Raw genomic sequence first — 26745 nt, 5'->3', positions numbered from 1 at the left:
CCAGGTTTTAAGAGTCAGATCCATTTTTAAAATCATCAATTTTCTTTTGAATAACACGCTCTAAATTTGTCTCAATTGGTATCATTTTAGCCTTAAAAGCTGGATTCACAGGTGTATTTGAGTCTTTATGGCCCCACCATTCAGAATACGTTTTATCGCCTCTCGAGGCATTTGCAGACCTACTGGAGCCGATAAAATTATCAGGGAAGTTTAATATTGATAACTGCTGCTCTTTAGAAAGCTTATCAAAACCTTCCATCTTCGCAATTCGTGCCATAGGCACAATATGATCAGCTTCAAGCTTCTTCAGAACTGTAAACCCAGGAAGAGCCTCATCCGGGTACGGTGGTATTTTCCCAACATTAACTTGATCCTTTAGTTCTTGAGTAGGCGTTTTCTTCCTTAGCTCTTCATATAGCTCGTTAGAAATTCTTCGATCCCCTAATCGTGGCTTAGGAAGATCATCACAATTATGTACAAGTAATTTTAGCTTAGTAACATAATAAGTATGAAAATCCGCCACTTCTAAATTATAAGTAGTATCATTTCTATTCGAAGCCCGAACAGTTTTTACTACAGCGACGGATGTCTCATCGGTTTCTATCTTATCACCGGGCTTCAAGTCAATAGTTGCTACCCATCCCTTGCCCTGGACATAAAAGGGGTGGTCATCAGTAGTTTCTATTAGCTTTTGTTTCGAGGCCTCACTGGCATCACTTTCAACAACAACATCAAAAATTTGGCGATATTTAGTAAACAACTGCGTTACCGGCTTCCAGCCTTGTTGTCCACTATCAACATCTTTAGATAGTACTAAATCCCCTATTTCAATGGTTTCTATTGCCTTAAAACCATCCTTGGTGACAACTTGAGTACCAGCAACAAAACAACAATGACCTTCACATCGTGTACATATGCTTCCATCTCCATTATCAGGTTTTGGATTAGTCTCTTCGACTTTTTTAAGTACACTTTGGGGGATAACCCCCATATCAGCTAACTTTTTCGCAAATTCTGAGAATGTTTTTGCACCAGGGACGGCTAGACCGATCAACTTCTCGACAGCCGCTTCACCACCCCACTCTAATAAAGCTTCCCTAAAAGCACCTTCCTCGCCACTAGCCCAAGCTACATACAAGGTGTGAAGTTCTTTAAGGGTGAATGCCAGATCAGCAGCTTTAAGCAAGGCAATCGCAATTGGTATTAGAAAAAGAGCATTATTTTCGGCTGCATTCTCTGCTGCATCCGAAGCAATATATACCTGAGATGCGTCTGCTCCGCTTACGAAAGCTGACAGGGCCCCACCTAACTTAGCTAGGTCAATTCCCTGTTTTTGCAACTCTAGCATCTCATTGACTGCTAAAGAGGGATCATCAACCAAGCTCAGCAATTCAACTCTTTGCTCGAGAGTAAGTTGGGCAGGGTGTACTAAACCTCTCTCTGCCAAATATTGCTCCAAAACAACAACATCATCCGATACTTGAGAAAGACTTTTATTAACGTCAGCGATAATTTCACCAACAACTCCACCAAGCGCACCAGCTTGGCATCCCTTCTCACCACTATTGTTTTCTAGATCTGATTTAGCAGCACCTATAATGCAGCCTGCGCCAGCATGAGCAATATATTTAATTGCTGTATCAATATTAGTAGCTTGAGGCCCGTCCCAAGCACCTTTAATTTCATTCGCCATTACCTCACCAATAGACGAGGCCGCGTATTGACCAAGAGTAAGTGTAAAACCTTCTTCGAAGCTATGGCCTGTAACTAAAGTCTTAACTCCAGCCCCGACAGTAGCATGCGAAACGGCCTGGAGCGCTTGCGCTTTTAAAGATAGCTTACTTGCCTTATTGATAGCATCCGCTACCGCTTGCTGAATCTGAGCAGCTGTACTATTTCCAGCTTCTGCTAGCTTTCTCGCATTATCAGCGGCTTCCTGAACTTTAGCGGAATCAATTTTGAAAAATGTAGCATCAATTTTTGCTAAAGCACCAGCAGTAACCATTGATACCGCTATGCTCTTAAGAGTATCTGAAGATGCCATATCCTCCATTGATCCGGCAACATCACCGTTCACTAGGCCATTTGCTAAGGCAATAACAAATTGGGTCTCCAGTGCTGCCATACCTGCAGCGATAGCTGCATCTACCCAAGTAAGGGCCGCAGCACCCGCACCACCCGTAACAACGGCCATAGCTATCGATATAACGGCAGCAAATGCTGGGGTAATACTAGTATTGGATTCGTTCCATTTCTCGTATTGCAGCTCAATAGCTGTCCAGTCTGCATCAGGGAAGTCAGCACGGACTTGCGCCATCCACTCCATGCCTTCGAATTGGCTAAGCACTTGGACCTGTTCATCCAGTGACAGGTTTGGATCACCTTCGTACTCAACAGAAACTCCACGTAAAGCCTTGACTGTAAAACCACCCACAATAGTGTTAGGTACAGCATTTTCTATAACATGTCCTTTATTCTTGGTCGTTATAGTAAATAAGCCTTTTTTAACCGAGCTGTAACTATAGTGATCTGTTTCCGTTGTTAGCAATAAATTAACTTTCCCTCCAGATGCATTAACTTCTGTCCCTAAACCACTCTTGATATCAGCAGCTTTAAGGGTAATATCACCAAAATCACTATGTAGGCGAATATTTTTTCCAGCATCCAGCAACGATCTAATTGCGACTGTCTGGTAGACCGACTCTTCAATTTTCTTCTTACCAAACTTACCTTTTCTATAGGACTCGGTTGTTTCCAGCTCATCCTCAATAGTTATACCCAAACCAGCAAGTAGTTCGATATGACCCTGATCACTACTTATTTCTGCTGCATTCAGAGCAATTTGACCGCCGGCAATCAACTGAATAGTTTCTTCCGCAGTAAGTTTTGACTGCAGATAGCTAACACCCGATTTTCTTATATACCACCGCCCTTGCTTCCCATCGAAACTCGAGGTTAGTGGTACACCTCCAATTTCGATATTTCCATTTGCAGCAAATGTCAAATGGTCACCGGCATTGATAGTAACGCCATTCAGAACAATATCAGAGTGGCTTCTGACTGAAAGGTTTCCTTTAGCAGATATAGAGGTAACTTCACCAAAGAATCCACCAGTTTCATCACCTAAGTCATATTGATGGACGAGTGTCTTGGCCTCTATACTACTTGCAACAATTGTTAAATCGCCACAAGTGGCGTCAACTTGACTGGACAGCAAACGTAAAGAGCCACCTACCACGATACTCAGGTTACAAGCACTAATACTGCTATTTTCAGATGTGAAATGACCTGCTACCTCAAGGAATGTTTTACGACCTGTTTTGATATCTACATCGTGAAGCGTTATACCCCCGAAACTAGCATTACCATTTAGCTGTACTCGATGGTTGGTAACTTTATACTTACTAATCGTATCTGCACTGAGATAAACAACCGGAACAACAACTGTTTCACCCCGAATAACCCTACGCTCTGGCCAGATCATATCGTAGGGGCTGCTTTCCCGGTCAAACTTACTAGCAGGAATAGGATCGCCGTAAATTTCAGAAGTATTAGCAGCACTCGCATAAAGATAAGCATTATCGTAAAGTGTCTTTAGCTGGGTAGCTTCATCTTTATACAATCCTTGCGCATGATCAGAATCAATAAGGTGGCGCCCCAATAGCTCATGAATTTGATCACGTACATATCGCGACTGAACAAAAGAATCCCCTACCAGCTTAGGGTTTTCATAAACTGGTATAAAGGTAGTGATATCACTCACCCCAATTGGAACGTAAGTAACTTCACCAAGAGACTCTATATGCTCATCTTTTAAGCGATTATAAAAGCCCTCAATATCGTCGAAGCCTCTCTGGGATGTAGTATCAATATAAGGTGCTACAGTATATTGATAACTTCCATTTCCCGAGGAAAATTCTATTTCGGCAATTGAATCCAAAACTTGCTGAATTTGCCCTGATGATAGCGCCACAGCATATGCAGGTAACATCACCTGAAACAAGAAGCAGAAAACAATCAAATGGGTGAAGAAACGCATTCCCATACCTTTCTTTTGACTGGTATTTATTTCTTTATTCATTTTTAAAACCTAATCCTTAACTCCACCAGTCGAATTCTGCAAAGAAATTCGCAATAGTACTTTTTAGTGAATCGTACATATCCTTCATGGTATCGAAAAAAGAAAAATCTTTGCTTTCAGTCTTATTTCTTTCGCCACTAGTAATATTAATGGGGATACAGCTAGAAGTAGAACAACCTGCGCTCTCATTTGCTTCAAAATACCAATCATGACTCCAGAAAACCGTAAGAGTGTCATGAACAACCTGTGAGCTTTCCGTAAAAGTCTGGTCTTTCATGACCCCCCAAAGAACAGGTACGCCATCACAACTTAAACAGGGTACCGGTAACGCATAATAAGTTTCGTCTTCCCACCAATCAGGGGCATAAGCAGCAACTAATTTCCCGACAGCTACATCTTGAAAACCATCAAAGGTATTTAAAGTCCTAGTTTCAAAGTCCGCGTTACTAGATACATCGCCATGAATAAAAAACAAAGAGTCTGCATACCGCGCATCACTAATTACGATTTGTGTATCTGGGCCCGTTTGGTCGGTGCAGACAATATCGAAACCTCTTGGAAGATGAGATGACCCTAAACATATATCAAACTTATCAATACTGGTTTTACTTATTCCTTTATGTTCTATTCCATAATCATTTAAGCGGCCTATAACAACCGTATCGCCTTTACTATTAAGCACTCCACTTATAAAAGTGGCATCGCCAAATATCTCCAAGTAGCTGGCATTATTTACTAAGCCTTTAGAAGTATAAGTCTCCAAATCACCAAGTGATACGATAATGCCAGGAGGCGAATATGTGTACGATCGGCTATCAATGGTTTCTTGGGTCTCGATATCCAAGCTTAAGGAGTCAGTGCTTGAGTAAAAATTCCTATCTAGTAGCGTAAGGTTTCTATACCGCTCATTAGTAATATATGGGGCTTCTAGCTTCATCCCCCCATCTTTATTATTTGTACGCAGAATAGCAGATGAATTTAATATATAATTTGCAGCCTCAACTTCCAGGCTATCCTCTCCAGCAACAACGGTTTGATTTACCCTACTACGCATCAGAAGCGTATATTGTGTATCAGGTACCTGCTCCCAGTAAGGGTTTATATTCTCAAAACCCTTCGTTTTAATTCTTACTCGTTGGCCATGAATTTGCGCGGAAGTATCTGTAGGCTGGCTATAATTTTGTTTAGTACTAACATTCACACCATTTCTGTAGTAGGTACCAAGCTCCGATGTTTCAGCTGCAGTAAGAATCAAATCATCTGAAACAAATTCTAATAAATCATCTACACTCGATTCCGGCGCCAGATAAGGTGTACGCGATCCATTCCTAACAAATCCTTTCTCCGACTGTACGTCTACGGTTCCTCCAGCGAGGCGACCACCAAATTGGTTATAGACATTTTCCTCTGCCCATACAGCCAGTATATTTCCACTTTCCAGTTGGCCAAAATTTACAAATTCATTCGCAGCTAACTCAAGATTGTGTGCAAATAATTCTGCTTTATTCTCAATACGCCCTTTCGCAATCGCTTTAAGGCTAAGCGCTTCAATACTACTGTTAGCGTCGGGGAATAACAGGTCACTGTTTGATTTAAAAGCAATATCACCATCACTTTTGATATCCCCTTCAATTTTAGTGGTACAGTCTCCAAAAGACTGAATGGTTACTGATTCCCCAGATAGTAGTATTTTATCTCCATAGCGTACAGAGGATAAGAAATCATTAGTAGTATCTATATCTGCATCAAGCAGGAAACAGTCACCTGTCGTTAGCTTTACAGCAGCACTGCGTATTTCACCCTCCAACAACGTAGAATGATCAGTAGGCCTCCAGCCATGATATACTTCAGTTATACTCTGAGACGTATAGTCCCATTTGTTTACCGTAACCATGGCATTAACCATACCGGTACCGAGTATATATTTACCACTATCCGATGGAATAAAACCGCCACTAACCTTATCCACAGGCTGCTGCAAATTAATGGTGCCATTTATACTTAATTGTGCTGACAATACCTCTAAGATAAGGGCACCCGGTGCATCCAATCCATTTATCGAAATGGACCCATCCGTTGTGAGTAGTTCCCCGATACTATTCGTGCTGTCGCCAATACTACCCCGCGCTGTTGCCATAGTAATTCGGGGAATATTCTCAAAACTACAATTAGCACACTTTATACTACCACTCTCAATATCTTTCGATATAAAAAGTACATCAGCGGGCGTACCTAAAACCTCAACAGCACCATTTAGGGTGATATCATTAGCCACTATTACGATTAGCGTTGCCGGCTCCACCAATGCCGGTTCCTCCGCTGTAGAATCTTCAAGCTCACCTGGAATATTTAGAAGCTGAAGAGGTTGGCCAGACACCGAAAAGGTATTAAAGCGATTATAAGAGATTCCGCTTGCATTCGCGGGCCTAATTCGTAACGTGTCGACACTTTCATTATCAATAAGGGTAATTTCATCTGCGTGACTAGACCAAGGGCTAATCACAGATGCATGGACATCACTCTGCATCCCAAATAGCGCCACCCCTAAAACTATTGCACTTACAATTCCTAGCGACTTAATTCCCATTTGCCCCCCACAAGCCAAAATCAAATTCTTTAATGATCTCATTTTTATGTTTTTACTCAGTTGATATAATGTGAAAACATAAACTTATACTAGACACAGTACGGTGCCTTAATTCTGTCACTCACCCGGCTTTTACCAATCAGAAAAATCTAGCTTTTTTATCAAGGTAAATTTGGGCGCGGATAGTACCAGGGGGGGAGCTGAAGGGTCAATGAATGCAAACAGGTAAAAATTGGCTTTGAGACCCAACTCTCACCAAAGTAGTAAGTTTGAAACAACTTAACCAGCAAGAAATATTATAGCGGAAACGGTACATTGACATGAGAAGAAGACATCCCCAGCAAAAGCATCTGAACGTAAGGAGCTTGGCACTCCCAAAATGACCTAGGAAAGAGGCTAGACGTTCTTGCAAGCTCATAACAGGAAGCAAATAAAAAATGTAAGCCTCTCATTCCCGCACACTATGACTTATAATTAGATAGAATAGTTTCATGTACCCTCTCAGGATTACTTAGTGAAGTAGGCAAAGTTAAATAATTACCCAGATCAGCTTAGAGAGCTCATGTACAAACTCTGCAGGCCATATTAATGGGGTTGTTGAAAATACTGCTATCTCAGACACCTTTGACTTACAGTAATCTGCATTACTTTCAGCATCTGAGAAATGTAAAGCTGTGAATAGCAAAAAATCTATTAGCAATTATAAGATTGCTTTAAAGATCATGAAATCACCTATAAATTTTTTACCACCAAGAAATATTAGAGCTCTCCCCAGCAGAAGGTAACCGTTACAACTTATCGTATCGGCCATTCTACATTGCAACACTAACCAATTCACCTTAAAGCGTGATATCATCTACATCTGAACTGAGCTCAGCAACTATAAGATAGTTCATCAGAAGATTCCTTCTAGTACCACTCTGAAGACAAAGAAATTGGTTTTAGATATGCCAAAATTTTTATTTTTTTTCTCACTCCTCCTGCCTAGCCTTGCCTTTTCCACTGGTGGTTCTACTGACACTGGTGTAATTGAGGTTATGTATGTCCATGGAGGCTGGACGATGGTTCGGCTACCCGCTCTAGATGGCGCACAACCTGGAAGTAAAAACAACCCCGATAGCTGCCCCAATAGTAGTTACTATGCACTTCAACCGGATACTGCTAACTATGAAGCTTTGCATTCAACTCTTTTAGCCGCTCAGTTAGCCAACAAAAAGGTAAATTTCTGGGTAAGTGGATGCGGCGGGCAGTCTAATCAATATCCAAAGATAAGTTCTGTCTATTTGTATTCAAATTAAAGTAACTCTAAAAGCAGTCATCTATTAGCAGGTTACAGTCATTACAGTAACAAATGACTGCTTTTTATTTCCAGTCTAACCATATCTTACAACTAACATATATTTATCACATCTATATCTATTTACACATAAAGGTTAAAATCAGTAATGAAGACAACAGCTTTAGTATTCCTCCTATTACTTTCTAGCTTTGCTCAAGCTGGCGCTAAGTCAGACCAGGAAAATAAACTTTATATTAGATGGATTGAAACCGGGTGGAGTAAAGACGGAATTGTAATCAACTTCGATAGAGTTATCACCTATAGCGACACGGCACCAAATTGCAACTGGGGAAGTAGTGTATATGTCAGTAAGAACAATAACGCAATGATGGATCAAATATTATCCATTGCCTTGGCCGCGCAAATGGCAAACAAACCTGTAGCAATCTATGTATCTGATGTCTGCGCAGGAAATCGTGCTGAATTAATCTCCATTCAAATATGGAGAGAGTGAAGTCTTTGCACCCCATTTAAATAAAGATACCCACCAGCTGCGAATGCTCGCTACATTTAATTCTGATAATTTAAAACTAAAAAGAGGTGATGTTATACTTACACCACCTCTTTTGTAGGGATCACATACCGTCATTTAAATGCAGATGATCACTTAGGCTGACTACTACTATTCACGCAGAAATTTTATTCGATAAGCAACAGGAAAAATATTCGCCCACTCCAAGCCTTACAGTGGTCTCTGTCATCATAAGCTCCAAAGCCACTTATTACTACTTAAGACCGACTCTACTTCTCGAACATTCCAATAACCCTACAGGTGGTTTCATCAACATTCACTGACACACTTACCCCCCGAGCTTTAGCTGACAATAAGAAAGCATATTCTTGATCAAAGCTATCACGACTTCTATCAAGACAATTCCTTGTTGGCCACGCAGGGTAACAGGTGCAATTATTTCTCGAAACTCCAACCTGAGAAAAAGTTATTGTCTCCCCGTCATAACCCACCCCAACATATTCTAACTTCCCCTGATACCAATCAGCTGCACTTACCGAGGAAATCAAAGATAAAGCCAAAACCAATACATATTTCATTTCACCCACACATTAACGCTTATATAAACTTACAATTTAAAGAATTGATTGTTACTACATAGAATATTTACAGTCTCAAAATGGAACGATTCTATGTTGGAACCGCCTCTTCTGAAGGACTAACACACGCTATCTAAAAAGATATGATCACTCTACAAAATTATTACTATTTACGTAGAATATCTATTCGATAAGCAACAGGAATAGTATTTGTTCCATTCCAAACCTTACAGCGATCTTTACCGTCATAAGCGCCAAAGGCCACCTTGTTTCCGCTTAAGTAGGCAGCCAGTAAGGCGCTGTACATCTCTTGACCTTCTTCTGTGTCAAACTCAATAGCTATATACCTTCCAGCCCCCCAATTCTTCCAAGTCGCAGTACAACCGTTAGGGTTCGGCCCCTCATCGGTAAGAGTGGCAACAGCATATCCCTTATAGGTACGAAGATACTCAACAGGACTACTCCCCACATCATAAGAAAGAGCCTGCCCACTCAGTAAAACTAAACCACTGAATAACCACTTGGCAGAATGTAAAATTTTACCCATCTATTAACTCTCTTTAAATTTTTTAAATCATAGCCTTAGAGGCGGAAATATATCAAAGACCCCACCTGTTAATCTATAGCGTCATAATTTTTATGATCTCCCCGCAATCTGCGCAATTAGAACTCACCGGATTTAAGTATATTGATAACCAGGCTTGAGCCGAGACGGTCGTGCTTTAGGTTTCCACCTAAGAAACAGTCAATCAACCAGTAGATTTTGCCCAGCGACAAGAAGATGCTCAATAGCTGCCAGAAACCGTGGTCATAGTCTATTCACTTAAATTTGTTGTTGATAATCGTCAAGCATTTACCGGGGGGCGCCTGAAAACGGGAGCTCTCTGCGATCCAGGCCATCAATAGATAAGCCAGGTAACGGATTTCCAGTCCCATAAGTAGCTACGCGCACCATCTTACTATCACAATAGAAGCGACAAGGCCACCCATCTCTACATCATTTTACTTGCAAATATTTACTGCCAATATATCGCCCACCAATAATACAGGGAATATATATTGCTAATGCATAAATAATGGCCCACCCAGAAGAATTCATAAAAGCAATAAAGGTAACCAGCAAATAGGGGACTGCTGCAACAGCCAATACAATTTTGGCATTCATTGAGGCAGTATCCTCACTTGTGCGCGCCGCCATAGCACCACCCAATAACAATATCAGGGGTAATGAGATAATACTCAACAGCAAGTACAGGGAATAGAAAGGAATAGCAGATAATAGATACAACCAAGAGGCCAAACCCGCAGTAACGATAAAGAATGCTATACCACATGCCGCCGGGCTTTGCGGTATATTCTTACTGGTTGCTGCACGGTAAAGTGCAACCAATATAGCAACAGCCCCAACTATTAACAAAACATTCATATTAAACCTCAATTCCGTTATCTACAGTCGCACAACAAAAACTTGAATAGAAAACTCACCAGAAATTACATATCAAGTAATTAACAACCCACCACAAAAAGATAACTCACCCAACCTTACAGCTATTTTTTAGGAAAAATAATCGAATATCTTACCTATAAGCTCTAGATCCTGATAGCCCTTAGGATCAATTTCTTTGCGAAGTACTCGTTTTATATAATCCGTATCTCCAAGCAATCCACGCACAATGCAGTAGTATGAAGCCCAGATACCACGTGTTTTTTCAGGGACACTTAGGTAAAATGACTCTTGGCTATTTAGACAATATTGCTTTCTTAAGTACGCCTCCCCAAACCCGATTATATTAGCCAGATCACGCATAACATGTGCCACAGCTTTTTCTTGGCTATCAAAATCTTTAGCGTAAGTTGTTTGGCTATAAGGGGTTTCCAAATCAATATCTCTAACACTTACTGAAAAAGTAGGAACCCGACTCAAAGAGAGACCGGATAAATGAGATAAAATATCTTCCACCTCTTTGATGTATACACCTGCAGCCGGCTGCATTGTTACCGACGCAGGAGAGCCACAAAAAGTCCAGAAAGGATCTATTAATAGATCGCAAAATTTCGTTGGGCGATATCGATACCGTTTAGATACAAACTTCCAATCTTCAAGCTCTTCCGCCTTCAGTTTGGCTGCCGCAAGAACATCTGCTTTAAATGTCATATCACCTCTAGAAAAGCAAAACTGCTTACAAAGGAGCAAGCAGCTAATCAAGTCTTTATTGCACTAATAAATTTGCTCTACAACTCCACCCGATCCCCATGGCTAGGCGGCGTTGAAGTAACGATAAAAACCAAATCTATAGAAGCCATATTGAACAGCTGATGAGGAATCCCAGCGGCTATATGCAAACCCTGGCCGGGAGAGAGTAAATACTCTTCGCCATCACATTCAATAGTGGCCGTGCCCTGTAGTACAAAGAAAAACTGTTCAGATTGCCGGTGCAGGTGTCGAACTTCTGAGCAACCAGGAGGCACTCTCTCCTGAATCACACTGAGAGAATTGGTTCGTACCAAGTGCCAGCCATCGCAGCCCTCCCCCCAGGAGTAGTGCGCAGCATTCTCTTTTGAGACGACAGCCATCAATCCTCCCCCCGCAATCTCCGCAAATACTCCTCGCGGGATTTACGCATGTTGATGACATGGCTTGAGCTGAGGCGGTCGTGCATCAGGTTTCCACCTAAGAAGCAGTTAATCAACCAACCGATCTTTCCCAGCGGTAGGGTGAGAGTGAAGCTCAGTAGGCGCCAAAGGCCGTGGCCATAGCCTATTCGCTCAAATTTTTTGTTGGTGACCTTATAACCCATCAAATATTTACCCGGCGTCGCCTGAAAGCGGGAGCTCTCTGCAATCCAGGCCATCAGCAGATAGGCCAGGCAACAGATTCCCAACGCCATGGTTGTGGCGGCGCCTTCTGGCATATCGTAAACCTTCATCATCACAATGGAGGCGATAAAGCCAACCGCGACGTACAACAACAATACATCCAGTAAGACCGCTACGCCTCGGGCCAGCAAGTGGCCAAAGTAGTATTGATCATAGGTTTCCTCCGGCTGGGTGATTTTCTGCCGGATCAGCTTGCGCCCGCCTCTAAGCCCTTGGGCGGGGTCTACAGTAACTTCTTCGCTTTGCAGCGAATTAAATATGCAATCACAAAGGGACTCATCCAAGGCGCCGTATAAATAGGAGGCATTACCATTCCAGTCGAACAAGCTATTGCAGTACTGAAGAATATTGTTAGAAACCTGAGCTTGTTTTTTACCTTTAGAGGTAGCTTCACTGGCCTGCAAATTTATTCTGGCAAAACGTTCGAAGATTGAGAGGCCCAGATTCCAATTATATTCCTCATCGAGCATATAGGGTGTATCGGTGAGAAAACGCCAATGCTCTTTTACATTGAAATTACTGGGTTCTTGCAGCAGCCTATCCACTTGCTCCAACACCTGATGGTACTCGGCAATTCGCAGTGCTCGCTGTGGGTCTTGTTCAGTGTCATCCTCTTCAATAGGATTTTCTTGCACATTATCTTCTTGTGCATTCTTACCTTCAGAATGCTGCTCATCAGCATGTTTCTCTGTCGAGGCCCCCTGCTGTCTCTCACCCCCAGCTTCCTGATCCTGGGCTTGGTTCAGGTCAAGAGAGACTTTTGATGGAGCTTGCTCAATAGCTTCTGAAGAGATTGGGGAGTGGTCTTGATGATTTGGCTCACTATTTTGTTGCACCTGGGGCTCTGCCTGCACGGCCTCAGGGGAGAGTGCAGCCCGCTCAACACTGGCAACTTCCGCAAGCACCTCGGTACTTTGCGGTTCCTCACTTTCCTTTTTCTCTTCTTTAAGCTCCTCAGCGGCTTTCAGGGCCCATTTATAGGCGCTATGTAACTGCTGAAACTCTTCAGGCTTTTCATCCGGGCGGGTTTGCTTCAGTTTTTTTGCGTAGGCGCGCTTGATTGCCCGCGCATCATCGCAGGGCGCTAGCTCGAGTATCTCCCAGGGGCTCATTAAATCCAATCCTCACCGTCGAGCTTATCGAAAATTTCAGTGAGTTCAGCACGCGCCTTACCAATCTCCACCAGGTTTTGTTTATCCAAAACCCGATCGAAGCTGGCGAGTAATTGAGCAATATAATCGCGCTGCTCGCCGAGGCTCGCTTCATACAAGCGCTCACCACGGGCGAGCAGCGCCCGGTTTTCCTCATCTTCACGGGGATGAAACTTGAGCTTGGCCAGTTTTTCCAGGGCTTGGGCTTTATCCTGTTCATTCAGGGCGCCCGGCGTAAATTCCACTAGCTTATTAAATGTTTTGCCAGTGGAAACGACGGTGACATCCACTTCCAGCAAACCGTTCATATCGTAGCTGTAGCGCACTTCCACCACTTCCTCGCCCCGGGGTTTCTTGGGTACCGGCACCGTGAGTTCGCCCAGGTAGACATTTTTCTTTACCAGGCGATTTTCCCCCTGGTAAATATCGATACAGACTTCACTCTGATCATCGCGGGCAGTGCAGACACTGCGCACAATACTGACAGGTACCACGGTGTTGCGCTCAATAATCGGCAGGAAGTAATTGCCCAACTGCGGGCTGTCTTCGTTCACTATGCCGGTACCCAGGGTGTAGGGGCATACATCGGTGAGGACGATATCATCCAACGCGGAGTTTTTTTCCTTGAGCCCGGCTTGAATAGCCGCTCCCATGGCGACAACGGTATCTGGGTCCAGGTGGCAGGAGGGTAAGCGGCCAAACATACGCCCCACCATAGAGCGGAACAGGGCCAGGCGGGTGGAGCCACCCACCAATACCACTTCGTCAATTTTAGCGGGTGGCAAATCGGCATCGCGCATGGTGCGCTCAATCGGGCGCTTGGCTCGCAGCAGCAACGGAGTGCTGAGTTTCTCAAACCATTCGGGAGTCGCTTTCCATTCGAGTTCACGTCCACCGAGGTTTAATTTAAGTAACTGCTCTGCCTGCTGGCTGATACGGCGCTTGGCCGTTTCCATCTGCATATATAGATTCTGCAGTTCGCGCGGTTTCAGGGAAGATTTTTTCAGCTGCAATTCTTCCAGAACGCTGTCGATCATTGCCTCAACAAAATCCTCACCGCCCAGGTAGTTATCCCCAGCACTGGCATGTACTTCCATAATGCCATCGAAGAATTCCAGGATGGAGACATCGAAGGTACCACCGCCCAGGTCTAGCACCAGGAAATTCCCCTCCCGCTTATCGTGTAGACCGTAGGCAATTGCCGCAGCGGTAGGCTCGTTGATCAGGCGCTCTACCTTGAGGCCTGCCAGCTCTCCAGCCAATTTTGTCGCCTGGCGCTGGTTATCGTTAAAGTAGGCGGGCACACTGATCACCGCTTCGCTGACCTCTTCCCCCAGGAAAGCCTCGGCATCCTCTTTGAGAGAGCGCAGTACCAAGGCGGAAAGTTCGGTTGCGGTAAATTGCTGGCGACCCAGTTTGACTTGATGATCGGTGCCCATCAGACGCTTAAAGGCGGCAACGGTGGTATCACTGTGATTGATCAGGCGCTCTTTTGCGGTTTTCCCCACCACTAGCTTGCCAGTGTCATCCAAACCAACCACCGATGGGGTCAAGGCCTCTCCCAGGCGATTGGGAATCAGCTTCACGCCATCTTCCGTTAAAACCCCACAGGCGCTATTGGTGGTACCCAGGTCAATACCAATAATGGCCATAAATCCCCCTACCTATTTTTCTTAAAACTTGATCAAGCACAGTCGTACCAACGGGTTTTTATACGGTATTTCCCGCAATCTGGTTGGCGCGATATTCTAAGCGTCCCTGCACAAAAATAGCCAGAGAGTGCAAGCACACGAAAGGCAAGTGCTGAAAACCACACAAATAGACTGGCCGTAGAACAACCCTCCTTCTGGCAGTTCCACATAACTGCCATATCCTTAGAGTCATTCGAAACTCACGAAGAGGCGCGGCCTTGTTGACGGGTAGATTTGAAGGAGTGAACCTCAAAGGGGATCTCTTTGGTGGAGTTACCACAGCCGTGGTTTCGCTACCCATGGCACTGGCGTTTGGGGTTGCTTCCGGGGCAGGAGCCAGTGCAGGGCTGTGGGGGGCCATTCTGATCGGGCTATTTGCCTCCTTGTTTGGGGGTACCCGAACCTTAATCTCTGAGCCTACCGGTGCCATGACAGTAGTAATGGCTGCGGTGATCACCACCATGATGGCAGAGCACCCAGACCAGGGACTGGCAATGGCCTTTACCGTGGTCATCATGGCGGGCATTTTTCAAATTGCTTTGGGGGCGTTAAAGCTTGGCAAATATATTGTCTTGATGCCCTACAGCGTGGTCTCAGGATTTATGTCCGGGGTGGGTATTATTCTGGTAATTTTGCAGATTGGTCCGTTACTCGGCCAGCCCACGCCCCCTGGCGGGCCGATGGAAACCGTACAGGAATTGCCGGAGCTAGTCAGAAATACCCACTATGGGGAACTCTTCCTCGGTTTGCTCACCCTCGGAATGCTGTTTTTTTTACCAAAGAAACTCAAACAGCTGGTTCCCCCCCAACTGGTGGCACTAGTCACCATTACCTTGCTTTCCATGGTGTTGTTCGACAACGAAGAGATCCGGCGCATCGGCGAAATTCCCAGTGGCTTGCCCTCCCTGGTTTTACCCGACATCACTTTTGATATGTTGTCCACCATGCTGATTGAAGCGTTGGTGCTCGGCACTCTGGGCTGTCTCGATACCCTGTTAACTGCGGTGATAGCGGACAGCCTGACGCGCAGGGAGCACAACCCCAGCCGGGAATTGATCGGCCAGGGCATCGCTAACACCGTATCCGGTTTGTTTGGCGGGCTGCCCGGCGCGGGTTCCACTATGGGGACCGTGGTGAATATTCAGGTAGGGGCGCGCTCTCCTCTGGCCGGTATAGTGCGTGCGCTGATCCTACTGCTGGTAGTGCTCTGGTTTGCCCCCCTGACGCAACCAATTCCTATGGCGGTATTAGCCGGTATCGCGGTGTTCGTCGGCATTAATATTCTCGACTGGAGTTATATCCGACGCGTTCACCATCACCAGGTGGCAATATTCCCAACCTTTATTATGTACAGCGTTCTGTTGATGACCGTGTTTGTGGGCTTGATTTACGCTGTGGCCATCGGTGTTTTCCTTGTCAATATCATCACCATTGAGCGGCTCAGCCGTATTCAGGAAAAAAGTGTTAAAGCGATTTCCGGTGTCGAGGAAGGCGATCCTCTCAACCGGCGGGAACGGGAGATGCTGCGGCAGTCAAAAGGACAGATCCTGTTTTTCTTTTTATCGGGCCCAATGTTGTTTGGGGTATCCAAGGCCATTACTCGCCAGCAAGCCGCAGTGGGTAAATTTAAAGTCATCATTATGGATTTGAGCACAGTGCCCATGATTGATACCACCGCGGCATTGGCACTGGAAAACACCATGCGTGATGCCATTAGTTTGGGCTGCAAAGTCTATCTGTACTGCCCCAATGAGCCAACACTGGACAGGTTGGAGAAATTACATATCCGGGATTGGATGGACGAGGATTGTTTTGTAGAAAGCCGGGTTGAGGCTCTCATCAAAGGCTTGGACTTTCTCAATCGCGAAGGCGAAAAAAAGGCCTGATCCGCCCTACTAATAAATGCAGGGTTTCTAGAATAAAACATCTATTTAATCTGTAGCCGTAAAATGACATTTTCACGGGTAAGCTTTTTTAATTTGGCAAACATTCATTACCCTTTTCTATTTTGCCAGAAAGTAAAATGATAAAAATCAAAGCAAAAAGCGGAGTCATAACCCCGCTCAAATTTTTCACGCCACACTTTAGCTAAAGTTCTGCGGCCATTAGGGAGACAAGCGATCCAGCGTCCACAAACCGCTATCATCGGCGCGATAAATAAAGCGGTCGTGCAGGCGATTGGCACCACCCTGCCAAAACTCCACCGCATGTGGCACTACCCGATAACCGCCCCAAAAATCTGGCAGCGGCACTTGTCCATCTGCAAAGCGCGCCTTTTCTTGGTCAAACTGTTTTTGCAGCTCCTCACGGGATGACAGTGGCTGGCTCTGGCGCGAGGCCCAGGAGGCCAGCTGGCTTTCCAGTGGCCGGGACTGGAAATACTGCTCGGCATCCTCACGCGTCACAGACTCCACATTGCCGCTAACAATGACCTGGCGCTCCAGGCTGTGCCAGGGGAACAGCAGGGATACCTGCGGGTTCTTCTCCATATCATGCGCTTTTTTGCTCTGCAGGTTTGTGTAAAAAACAAAGCCGCGCTCGTCAAAACCTTTTAGCAATACAATGCGCTGGGAGGGCTGGCCGCTGCTATCGGCCGTGGCCAGACACATGGCACTAGGGTCAGAAAGTTTGGCCGCCAGTGCCTCCTCAAGCCATTCGCGAAACTGCTCCACCGGGGTGGCTTTTAACTCCGAACGGCGCAAACCGCCAAGCAGATATTCACGACGCCATTGATCGATTTCCATGGTGCTACTTCCTAAGTTATTCAAGCTCAAAATATATCCAGCCAGCTGAAGCAAAGCGATTTTTATTCCAGCTACGCGACAAATCTTCTTGTATCGCAACTCCCTTTACACAAGGAATCTTGCGGCTCGGGCGCCAAGTTTCCTGTCGCGATACGGGACGAATCTCAATTTTCCTGCGTATTTCCCCTCGCAGGTGCAGACTCTGCGGGCGCTTGCGTGCTTTTTAGTGGGCCGCTAGGCTCACGGCATTTTTACACAAATAAGGAAAATGGTGGCTATGTCCTCTGCGCCCACATGCGCCCAGGTGCTCATGCGCCTGCTGCGCGACTACCAGGTGGAAAAAGTCTTCGGCATCCCCGGTGTCCACACCATCGAACTGTACCGAGGTCTGCCCGGCAGTGACCTGATACATATCACTCCGCGCCACGAACAGGGTGCCGCCTTTATGGCGGATGGCTATGCCCGTGCCAGTGGCAAGATTGGTGTCTGCTTCCTGATCACCGGCCCCGGTCTCACCAACGCCGCCACCGCCATGGCGCAAGCCTATTCCGATTCGATTCCCATGCTGGTGATCTCCGCAATCAATCGCCGCGAAGACCTGGGCATGGGCCGCGGCCGCCTGCACGAACTGCCACAACAGAGCGATGCCAGCCGCGGCTTCTGTATCTGGCAACACACGCTCACCCAGGCAGAGCAATTACCTGAGGTGATGGCACGGGCATTCCAGCTATTGCAATCCAGTCGCCCGGGCCCAGTGCATATCGAAATCCCCATCGACCTGTTCCCGGCTCCCATGCCCGGCCAGCTGGAAGATTACAAAGCCGCACCAGCCGCTATGGCCCCAGCAGCAAATACTGCCGCTATCGCCACTGCCGCCGACTGGCTGCAATCCGCCCAGCGCCCGGTCATCCTCCTCGGTGGCGGCGCCCAGAGCGCCGGAGAGGCGGCCACCCAAATCGCCGAGAAAATCGCTGCACCGGTGTTTCTGTCACTCGCCGCCAAGGGCGTTGTAGATGAACGCCATCCACTGTGTGGCGGTGCCAACCTGAGTTTCGATTGTGTGCGCAACCGCGTGGAGAGTGCGGATGTAGTGCTGGCCGTAGGCACCGAGTTATCCGAAACCGATCGCAACCTGGTGCGGGATAATTACGCCTTCTCCGGCAAACTGATTCGTATCGATATAGATGCTGCACAGCTGGTATGCAACGCCCAACCAGACTTGGCCATCTGTGCAGACGCCAAAGAGAGCCTGCAGCAATTGGAGGCCGCGCTGGCCCAACGCGATACAACAGCAGGCGAACAGTCTGTGAAAGAGGTTGCCCAGTTACTGAAGGACTGCCGCAAAGAGTGGTGGGATGGCTCCGAACAACGCTTCCCTTGGGTTGTGGCCCTGCGCGAAGCCCTGCCGGAAAACGGTATCCTGGTGACAGACTCCACCCAGCTGGCCTATAACACTAACCACGCCCTGCCCCTGTATCATCCGCGCAGCCATGTGACCTGCACTACCGGTTATGGCACCCTGGGATTCGCCCTGCCTGCGGCAGTTGGCGCCAAGCTCTCTAGCGAGCGAGATGTGATCGCCCTGATTGGCGATGGGGGCCTGATGTTTACCCTGGGTGAATTGGCTGTGGCCGTTGAGCAATGCTTACCTCTGCCCATCCTGGTATGGAACAACGCCGGCTACGGCGAAATCCGCGACTTTATGGATGCGGCGGAAGTACCGCAGGAAGGTGTAAACCTGAGCACCCCGGATTTTGTCGCCCTGGCCAAGGCCTTTGGTGCCGAGGGCTGTCGTATCGACCAGCCCGACCAATTGGCACACGCAGTAGCCGATGCCCTGGGCCGCCAGACCCCAACCCTGATCGAAATCAGCGCGCCTTCAGGCGCAGAATAAATGGAAGCGTGACATGACAGATCTCAGCAAACTGCCCACAGGCAAGTTGTTTATTAACGGCGAATGGCGCGAGCCCCTGGGTACCGGGACTCACCCGGTGATCAACCCGGCCACCGAAGAATTAATCTGCCAAGTGGCCGAAGGCTCGGCCGAAGATGTGGATCTCGCCGTGGAAGCCGCGCGCCAAGCCTTCCACAGCTGGCGCAACAGCACCGCACAGATGCGCCGCGAACTGCTTAACGCCATCGCCGACGGTATGGAAAAGCGCAAGGAAGATCTGGTACAAGCCGTATCCCAGGCACTCGGCTGTCCCGAACACATCACCCGCTGGTTGCACGTGGATGGCCCTATCTATGCCATGCGCTACTACGCCGAGCGCACCGCGGAAATGGAAAAAACAGAGAAGGCCGGCCATTCCGTTCTGTTCCGCGAGCCCGTGGGCGTGTGTGGTTTTATCACTCCCTGGAACTACCCACTGCACCAGTTTGTGGGCAAAGTGGCCCCGGCCCTGGCCGCCGGCTGCACCATGATCACCAAGCCCGCCGAGATCACACCGCTGCAGGATTTTGTGATGGCGGAAATTATTGAAGAGGCCGGGGTCCCCGCCGGCGTATTCAACTTGGTACCCGGTGCTGGCTCCGAAGTGGGTGCGGCGCTCTCTGCCCATCCCGGTATCGATATGGTCTCCTTCACCGGTTCCACTCGCGCCGGTGTGGAAGTGGCCAAGGCCGCTGCGCCTACGGTGAAGCGCGTAACCCAGGAATTAGGTGGTAAGTCCCCTCTGATTATCACCCCCGATGCAGATCTGGAAGCCGCCGTACGCTGGGGCTGCGAAGATGTGTTTATCAACAGTGGCCAAACCTGTACCGCTCTCACCCGTATGCTGGTACCTGCCGAACGCTATGACGAAGCGGTAGAAATCGCCCGCCAGGTGGCCGAAGACATCGCCATGGGCACCAATGAAAATGCCTTTATGGGCCCACTCTCTTCCGCGCGCCAGCGCGAGATAGTGCGCGGCTATATCCAGAAGGGTATCGACGAGGGTGCACGCCTGGTCACTGGCGGCGCCGAGGTGCCCTCTGGGCTGGAGAAGGGCTTTTATGTGAAGCCCACGGTATTTGCCGATGTACACAACGATATGAGCATCGCCCGCGAAGAGATCTTTGGCCCTGTGACCTGCCTGATCCCTTACAAGGATATGGATGAAGCAATTACCATCGCCAATGACACCGAATACGGCCTATCCAGCGGTGTTTGGGCAAAAGATGCAGAGAGCGCCATGCCTCTGGTGCGCCGCATCGAGGCAGGCCTATGTTTCGTCAATGGCGGCGAGTTTAATTACGACGCACCCTTTGGCGGCTACAAGCGCTCTGGCAATGGGCGCGAATTTGGCGAGGCCGGCCTCGGCGAGTTTATCGAACTGAAATCCGTGCAACTGCCGGCATAAACTTCTGCACCGCCTGCAATCGTGGGCGGTGCAGTTGACTGCCAATCCCCTCCCCGCTATCTTTGCTCGCACATCACGAGAGTGGCTGACGCCAACGCCAACCTGCCGACCGGGGCAAGGTGGTTCTCTCTCTGCTGGCACACCAAAGCCTGCGGGGAGGATGGGGCTCTACAAGAGCAATCCAACCGGATTAGCGAATACCCTTTCGCCGCTTCCACGTCAGCCCTCCAAAGTTTTACCCTTGGAGGGACCATGTCCGAATCACCGTTATCCAGTAAAGACATTATAGAAATTCAAATTGCCAACCAACGCAGCCGCACCGCGGTGAGAGCCGTGAGACGGGCCGATCGGCAATTGTTGTGGCAACTACTGTTCGACACCGCGGAAGAAGCTTTAAAATTCGCCACCAGCTGCCGTGCCAGTGAGCAGCCAATCACTGCCCACAAGGCCTGCGAGCTGGCGGGATAAACGAGAATCCAGTGGCGCCATTTTGATTCGCGCCAGATACCTAGTGCCACGAGCACCCGACAGGAGCTAAAAACAATATCATGTCCAAGCCAGAACAATTCTTTGAGCACCTGCGCAACGAGCTAAAACAAATCGAAGCCGACGGCCTCTATAAGCGGGAGCGGATCATTACCTCCCAGCAGGCCGCCGAGATACAGGTGAACAACGACACCCAGGTACTGAACTTCTGTGCCAATAACTACCTGGGCCTGGCCGATCACCCGGACCTGATCAAAGCCGCCAAAGAAGGCCTGGACCAGTACGGTTTCGGTATGGCCTCAGTGCGCTTTATCTGTGGTACCCAGGACATCCACAAGGCACTGGAATCGCGCCTGTCGGAATTCCTACACACCGAAGACACCATCCTCTACACCTCCTGTTTTGATGCCAATGGTGGCCTTTTCGAAACCCTGCTGGGTCCAGAGGATGCAATAATCTCCGATGCCCTGAACCACGCTTCAATTATTGATGGCGTTCGTCTGTGTAAGGCCAAGCGCTACCGCTACGCCAACAACAATATGGCGGAGTTGGAGAAACAACTACAGGCAGCTGACGCCGAAGGCGCCAAAACCAAGCTGATCGCCACCGATGGTGTCTTCTCCATGGATGGTGTGATCGCCGACCTAAAAGCGATTTGCGATCTGGCTGACCGCTACAATGCCCTGGTGATGGTCGACGACTCCCACGCGGTAGGCTTCCTCGGTGAACACGGCCGCGGCACCCACGAATACTGTGATGTCATCAATCGTATCGATATTATTACTGGCACTCTGGGCAAGGCCCTGGGCGGTGCTTCCGGCGGTTTCACCTCTGGCCGCAAGGAAATTATCGATCTGCTGCGCCAGCGCTCTCGCCCCTACCTGTTCTCCAACTCAGTAGCCCCAGCTATTGTCACTGCCTCCCTGAAAGTGCTCGATATGCTAATGGAAGGTGGCGAACTGCGGGAGCAGTTACGCGAAAACTCTGCGTATTTCCGCAAGCGTATGTCCGAAGCTGGCTTCACCCTGGCTGGTGCCGACCATCCAATTATTCCGGTCATGATCGGCGATGCCGCTCTGGCTCAGAAAATGGCAGACAAGATGCTGGAGCGCGGCATTTATGTAGTGGGCTTCTTCTACCCTGTAGTACCTAAAGGCCAAGCCCGTATTCGCACCCAGATGTCTGCGGCACACACTCAAGAGCAACTCGATCAGTGCATTGATGCCTTCATTGAAGTGGGCCGCGAGCTGAAAATTATTTAATTCCCAAATAATCGCGGCGCTGTCTAACAACGGATCAATCCTATTGCCAGATGGTGCTGCGCCTTTCTTTTTGTAGTTTTAATGACAATGAAAGCACTTTCTAAATTGAAGTCTGAAGTGGGTATTTGGCTTACCGATGTGGAAATCCCCGAGCCGGGCCATAACGACCTGCTGATCAAAATTCACAAAACCGCCATCTGCGGCACCGACATGCATATTTATAACTGGGATGAGTGGTCGCAAAAGACCATCCCAGTGCCCATGGTAGTGGGGCACGAATATGTGGGTGAAGTGGTTGGTATGGGCCAGGAAGTTGCCGGTTTTGAAGTTGGCGACCGCGTTTCCGGCGAAGGCCATATCACCTGTGGCCACTGCCGCAACTGCCGCGCCGGCCGCCGCCACCTCTGCCGCAACACTTACGGTGTTGGTGTGGACCGCCAGGGCGCTTTTGCCGAATACCTGGTTATTCCGGCACTAAACGCTTTTAAAATTCCAGACAACATCTCCGATGAGCTGGCCTCCATTTTTGACCCCCTCGGTAACGCCGTACACACCGCCCTCTCTTTCGATCTGGTGGGCGAAGATGTATTGATCACCGGCGCCGGTCCTATCGGCATTATGGCCGCAGCAGTCGCCAAACATGTTGGCGCACGCCATGTGGTCATCACTGATATCAACGAATATCGCCTGGATCTGGCCCGCAAGATGGGGGCCACCCGTGCCGTGAATGTCTCCAAGGAAAACCTTAAAGATGTGATGACAGAATTGGGCATGAGCGAAGGCTTCGATGTGGGCTTGGAGATGTCCGGGGTTCCCGTTGCCTTCCGCGATATGCTCGAGGCAATGAACCACGGTGGCAAGATCGCCATGCTCGGTATTCCCGCCGGCGAAATGGCTATTGACTGGAGCCAGGTCATCTTCAAAGGTTTGATCATAAAAGGGATCTACGGCCGCGAAATGTTCGAAACCTGGTACAAGATGGCCAGCCTGATTCAATCCGGTCTGGACCTGACCCCGATTATTACCCACCAGTTCCCAATCGACGATTTCCAGAAAGGCTTCGACACCATGGGCTCTGGTGAGTCCGGCAAAGTGATCCTCAACTGGCAATAACTATTGCTCTTGGCCGTGGATAACTCCACGGCCTTACCTCCCGCTTTCCCCTCTACTAATAGATTTTTTGCCCAGCTCTTCCTCTTTTTGTATCTTGTAATGCTCGCAGCTGAAACAGCTGTATTGATAAATAAGATCTGATGAATTAGACCTATAGATGCAAAAGGAATTTTCGGCGATTTGGCGTAGCCCAAAACACAGTGGCATAGAACTATTTCATGCACACTTTCGCAGTTTTGCCTTTAATAAACATTGGCACGATGAATTAGCCATTGGCATTATCCAGGCAGGCGCGGAGAAATTAGATTATCGCGGGCAAAGTAATATCATCCCCCAGGGGAACATTGTCGCCATTAACCCCGGTGAAATACATACAGGTTACAGCGGTAGCGAGCAAGGCTGGCATTACCGGATGTTTTATTTTGATACAAAGCTGGTTACACAAATATTGCGGCAACATAGTAGCCCTGGTAAAACCCCGATGCCTTTCCTTAAGGGCCCTATTATTCATGATCCTGAGCTTTTCAAGCTACTCGTTCAACTTCACTGCAGCCTGAATGGTACTCACTTACCGCTTGCCGTAGATAGCCTTTTAACGTTGGCGCTTACCAAGCTATTCGCCAATCATGGCGACCAGAACATCAGCCCTCGAAATACAAAAGATATCTCAGCTGCAATAAAAATCCGCAACTATTTGTGTGATCACTGGCAATACAACGTAACCCTTGAGCAACTATGTCAGCTCACGGAAATGAGCCAATACCAATTAATCCGCTGCTTTAGCAAGCACTATGGTATAGCTCCCCATCAATTTTTGGTTCTTTACAAAATTCATCAGGCCCGCCTTTTGCTACAGCAAGGGCTAAATGCTGCCACAGCAGCAACCGAGTGTGGTTTCTTTGATCAAAGCCATATGAGTAGAAACTTCAAGAAGACTTTTGGTATTACGCCTGGGCGTTATCTAAAATCGATATAGCGCAATTTTATACAAGATAGTAATAGCTCCTCTCTATAGACTCATCCCTCACCGCCAGTAAAGCTGTTTCCACAACCCTCAACTGGTAACTTCTGAATGTTTGGCATAGGTACGTCTTATGAGTATGAAATTTGTTCTCGCGTGGATGGCTGTTATGTTTCCACTTATCTTTAGCCCTGGTCCTGCCAATATCACCTTCGCTGCAGCCGGCGCAAGCTTGGGTATCCGCAGGTCACTGCCACTAATGGCCGGAATAGATTTTATTTTTATTGTGAAAGGGTTCTTAGTTGGCTTTGGCTTAATGACTTGGTTAACCAGCGACCCTTTTGCCTTAAGAGCACTTCAAGTTGGCGGTGTAATCTATCTAATCTATCTCACTTATCATTTCGCCAAACCTAAGTCGCCAATGAGCCAGGGAGAAGCGCCGAAGATTTCAATATGGAATAGAATGTTGATTCAAATTCTAAACGTTAAAGGCTGGATTATAACATTTACCATGTTTTCTATCTTTGCGCCTAACCTTCAGTACGAACCCACCACAACCATCCTATTACTAATCGCACTAATGACTATCCTTAATCTATCAACACACCTCTGCTGGATTGTATTCGGAAGTGCACTCGCAAAATTCGCTACTAATGATAGAAGCCAAAGAGTACAGGGAATGCTATTTTCTTTGAGCTTGCTCTCAGTGGCATTATGGATAGCATTAGACAATCCAATTATGTTGATCTAAAAAAGAGTGATTGGCAATTAAATGCTTTAGACACGAAAAACAACACTGGCTGGCAATGGCAACCTAGCAATATGCTCATAGCATATCTATTAAACCCGGCATCCTTTCTCTGCAAGTTAGCAGAAATCCAACATCTTCTCTTGAGGAAATATTATGTGCCAAAATAGGTCCATATCATACATTCCAATTTGATAGCCTTTACAGCCCTGTTAGTATTGAAGGATTATACAAACTTCAAACAACTAAATCGTTGACTCAAAATTTCTAACCAATGTGGATATCAATCAAATGGGCTGATCAATGAATGATCAATGTCCTATTGAGCAACATCGATTTTTCAGTTAAGTAATTATAACCACTACAACCAATACAATGAATTTAACTTCCATTACCCATACACTTTTCACGCTTGGAACTTTTGCTGAAAGAAAAATATCGGGCCTAAAGCTCAAAAAAATTGAAATTGAAGAGGGGGAAATTAGTTACTTGCAGGGTGGGTCAGGTACACCGCTCGTTCTCTTACATGGTTTCGGGGCTGACAAAGATAACTGGGTTCGCTTAGCTAGATATTTAACCCCACACTTTCAGATCATTGCACCGGATTTACCTGGATTTGGAGAGAGCTTTAAAGATCCAGACTTAAACTATGATGTCCTACCCCAAACTCAACGCCTGAACAGCTTTGTGAATGCAATGGGTTTAGAGCACTTTCACCTTGCAGGCAATTCAATGGGTGGATACATAGCTGGAAACTATGCTGTAGAGTTTCCAGAAAAGATAAATAGCTTATGGCTTTTAAACCCTCTTGGAGTGGAAAGTTCACCCAGCAGTCCAATGTTTGAGAAAATTTTACGCGATGAATTACCTGTTATTCTGTCCAAGAACAGAGAGGAGTATGAATCGCTATTAGATAATGTTTTCCACAAAAGACCTTTTATACCAGGCTTTGCAATATTAGAGCTATCAAAAATAGCTGAAAATAACTTCTCACTGTACCAAAAGATATTTAAAGACATTCATCAGATTAAAGATGGAAGTATCAAATTTTCATCTCCACTAGAGGGAAGATTAAAGGGGTTTTCCAAGCCTACTTTAATTACCTGGGGCGATAAGGATAGGATACTTCATCCTAGCGCAGGCACAATCCTATCAAGAGAAATTATTAACTCCCAACTACAGCTGATCAAAGACATTGGGCATTTACCAATGCTTGAATCTCCGAAAACTACAGCCAACCAGTTTATCTCATTCAAATCATCCCTGCCTGAAGCAGGCTCTTACTAAAAGCCGCCATAACATAAATAGAAAAGC

At 47.2% G+C, this 26745-nt stretch carries 20 protein-coding genes and 1 riboswitch; of the genes, 11 read left to right on the top strand and 9 right to left on the bottom strand.

Features of this window, described 5'->3' with window-relative positions; translation table 11 throughout:
• Positions 1-7 precede the first annotated feature (7 nt).
• Positions 8-4081, bottom strand: coding sequence for a polymorphic toxin-type HINT domain-containing protein (locus ACJJH9_RS05615; RefSeq protein WP_444924590.1), 4074 nt, complete (start codon positions 4079-4081; stop codon positions 8-10).
• A gap of 16 nt (positions 4082-4097) precedes the next feature.
• A complete protein-coding gene (locus ACJJH9_RS05610; protein WP_444924589.1) occupies positions 4098-6668 on the bottom strand; it encodes a hypothetical protein in 2571 nt (856 codons plus the stop codon).
• Between the two features lie 935 nt (positions 6669-7603).
• Here ACJJH9_RS05610 and ACJJH9_RS05605 point away from each other — a divergent pair.
• Together ACJJH9_RS05605 and ACJJH9_RS05600 are read left to right on the top strand one after the other, a co-directional pair.
• Positions 7604-7966, top strand: coding sequence for a hypothetical protein (locus ACJJH9_RS05605; protein ID WP_444924588.1), 363 nt, complete (start codon positions 7604-7606; stop codon positions 7964-7966).
• A gap of 147 nt (positions 7967-8113) precedes the next feature.
• A complete protein-coding gene (locus ACJJH9_RS05600) occupies positions 8114-8461 on the top strand; it encodes a hypothetical protein (protein WP_444924587.1) in 348 nt (115 codons plus the stop codon).
• Between the two features lie 762 nt (positions 8462-9223).
• Here the strand turns inward: ACJJH9_RS05600 and ACJJH9_RS05595 are convergent.
• From ACJJH9_RS05595 to ACJJH9_RS05570, 6 genes are all read right to left on the bottom strand, one after another.
• A complete protein-coding gene (locus tag ACJJH9_RS05595) occupies positions 9224-9604 on the bottom strand; it encodes a hypothetical protein (protein ID WP_444924586.1) in 381 nt (126 codons plus the stop codon).
• 450 nt (positions 9605-10054) lie between these two features.
• Positions 10055-10483: a hypothetical protein gene (locus tag ACJJH9_RS05590; protein WP_444924585.1), complete on the bottom strand. Its 429-nt coding sequence runs from the start codon at positions 10481-10483 to the stop codon at positions 10055-10057.
• A gap of 129 nt (positions 10484-10612) precedes the next feature.
• Positions 10613-11212, bottom strand: a complete 600-nt coding sequence (locus tag ACJJH9_RS05585; RefSeq protein WP_444924584.1) for a hypothetical protein — start codon at positions 11210-11212, stop codon at positions 10613-10615.
• 77 nt (positions 11213-11289) lie between these two features.
• The gene (locus ACJJH9_RS05580; RefSeq protein WP_444898677.1) at positions 11290-11631 is read right to left on the bottom strand and encodes a cupin domain-containing protein; all 342 of its coding nucleotides are present in this window, start codon (positions 11629-11631) and stop codon (positions 11290-11292) included.
• Positions 11631-13046 carry an RDD family protein gene (locus ACJJH9_RS05575; RefSeq protein ID WP_444924583.1) on the bottom strand — a complete coding sequence of 472 codons (1416 nt, stop codon included), beginning with the start codon at positions 13044-13046 and terminating at the stop codon, positions 11631-11633. Before ACJJH9_RS05575 ends, ACJJH9_RS05580 begins: the two co-directional genes overlap by 1 nt.
• Positions 13046-14737 carry an Hsp70 family protein gene (locus ACJJH9_RS05570; protein WP_444924582.1) on the bottom strand — a complete coding sequence of 564 codons (1692 nt, stop codon included), beginning with the start codon at positions 14735-14737 and terminating at the stop codon, positions 13046-13048. Before ACJJH9_RS05570 ends, ACJJH9_RS05575 begins: the two co-directional genes overlap by 1 nt.
• A gap of 260 nt (positions 14738-14997) precedes the next feature.
• Between ACJJH9_RS05570 and ACJJH9_RS05565 the strand changes: the two genes are divergently transcribed.
• Positions 14998-16662: a SulP family inorganic anion transporter gene (locus ACJJH9_RS05565; protein ID WP_444924581.1), complete on the top strand. Its 1665-nt coding sequence runs from the start codon at positions 14998-15000 to the stop codon at positions 16660-16662.
• Between the two features lie 219 nt (positions 16663-16881).
• Here the strand turns inward: ACJJH9_RS05565 and pdxH are convergent, their stop codons facing one another.
• Positions 16882-17520 carry a pyridoxamine 5'-phosphate oxidase gene (pdxH, locus tag ACJJH9_RS05560; RefSeq protein WP_252085219.1) on the bottom strand — a complete coding sequence of 213 codons (639 nt, stop codon included), beginning with the start codon at positions 17518-17520 and terminating at the stop codon, positions 16882-16884.
• Between the two features lie 277 nt (positions 17521-17797).
• On the opposite strand from pdxH, the gene ACJJH9_RS05555 reads away from it, so the two are divergent.
• From ACJJH9_RS05555 to ACJJH9_RS05520, 8 genes are all read left to right on the top strand, one after another.
• Positions 17798-19414, top strand: a complete 1617-nt coding sequence (locus ACJJH9_RS05555; protein ID WP_444924580.1) for a 5-guanidino-2-oxopentanoate decarboxylase — start codon at positions 17798-17800, stop codon at positions 19412-19414.
• Positions 19415-19427: 13 nt separating this feature from the next.
• Positions 19428-20861 carry an aldehyde dehydrogenase family protein gene (locus ACJJH9_RS05550; RefSeq protein WP_444924579.1) on the top strand — a complete coding sequence of 478 codons (1434 nt, stop codon included), beginning with the start codon at positions 19428-19430 and terminating at the stop codon, positions 20859-20861.
• Between the two features lie 65 nt (positions 20862-20926).
• Positions 20927-21055: riboswitch (SAM-I-IV-variant riboswitch) on the top strand.
• A 58-nt stretch (positions 21056-21113) separates the two neighbouring features.
• Positions 21114-21329: a hypothetical protein gene (locus ACJJH9_RS05545; protein ID WP_252085216.1), complete on the top strand. Its 216-nt coding sequence runs from the start codon at positions 21114-21116 to the stop codon at positions 21327-21329.
• An 80-nt stretch (positions 21330-21409) separates the two neighbouring features.
• Complete coding sequence (locus ACJJH9_RS05540; RefSeq protein WP_444924578.1) at positions 21410-22609, top strand: glycine C-acetyltransferase; 1200 nt, start codon at positions 21410-21412, stop codon at positions 22607-22609.
• An 87-nt stretch (positions 22610-22696) separates the two neighbouring features.
• The gene (gene tdh, locus ACJJH9_RS05535) at positions 22697-23722 is read left to right on the top strand and encodes an L-threonine 3-dehydrogenase, zinc-binding type (protein WP_444885566.1); all 1026 of its coding nucleotides are present in this window, start codon (positions 22697-22699) and stop codon (positions 23720-23722) included.
• Between the two features lie 157 nt (positions 23723-23879).
• A complete protein-coding gene (locus ACJJH9_RS05530) occupies positions 23880-24698 on the top strand; it encodes an AraC family transcriptional regulator (RefSeq protein ID WP_444924577.1) in 819 nt (272 codons plus the stop codon).
• A gap of 118 nt (positions 24699-24816) precedes the next feature.
• Positions 24817-25434, top strand: a complete 618-nt coding sequence (locus ACJJH9_RS05525; RefSeq protein WP_444924576.1) for a LysE family translocator — start codon at positions 24817-24819, stop codon at positions 25432-25434.
• 372 nt (positions 25435-25806) lie between these two features.
• Positions 25807-26718, top strand: coding sequence for an alpha/beta fold hydrolase (locus tag ACJJH9_RS05520; RefSeq protein WP_444924575.1), 912 nt, complete (start codon positions 25807-25809; stop codon positions 26716-26718).
• Positions 26719-26745 lie beyond the last annotated feature (27 nt).

The sequence above is a fragment of the Microbulbifer mixtoriginis (SeqCode) genome, assembly GCF_052466715.1.
This window is presented reverse-complemented; position numbering and strand designations above follow the sequence as displayed.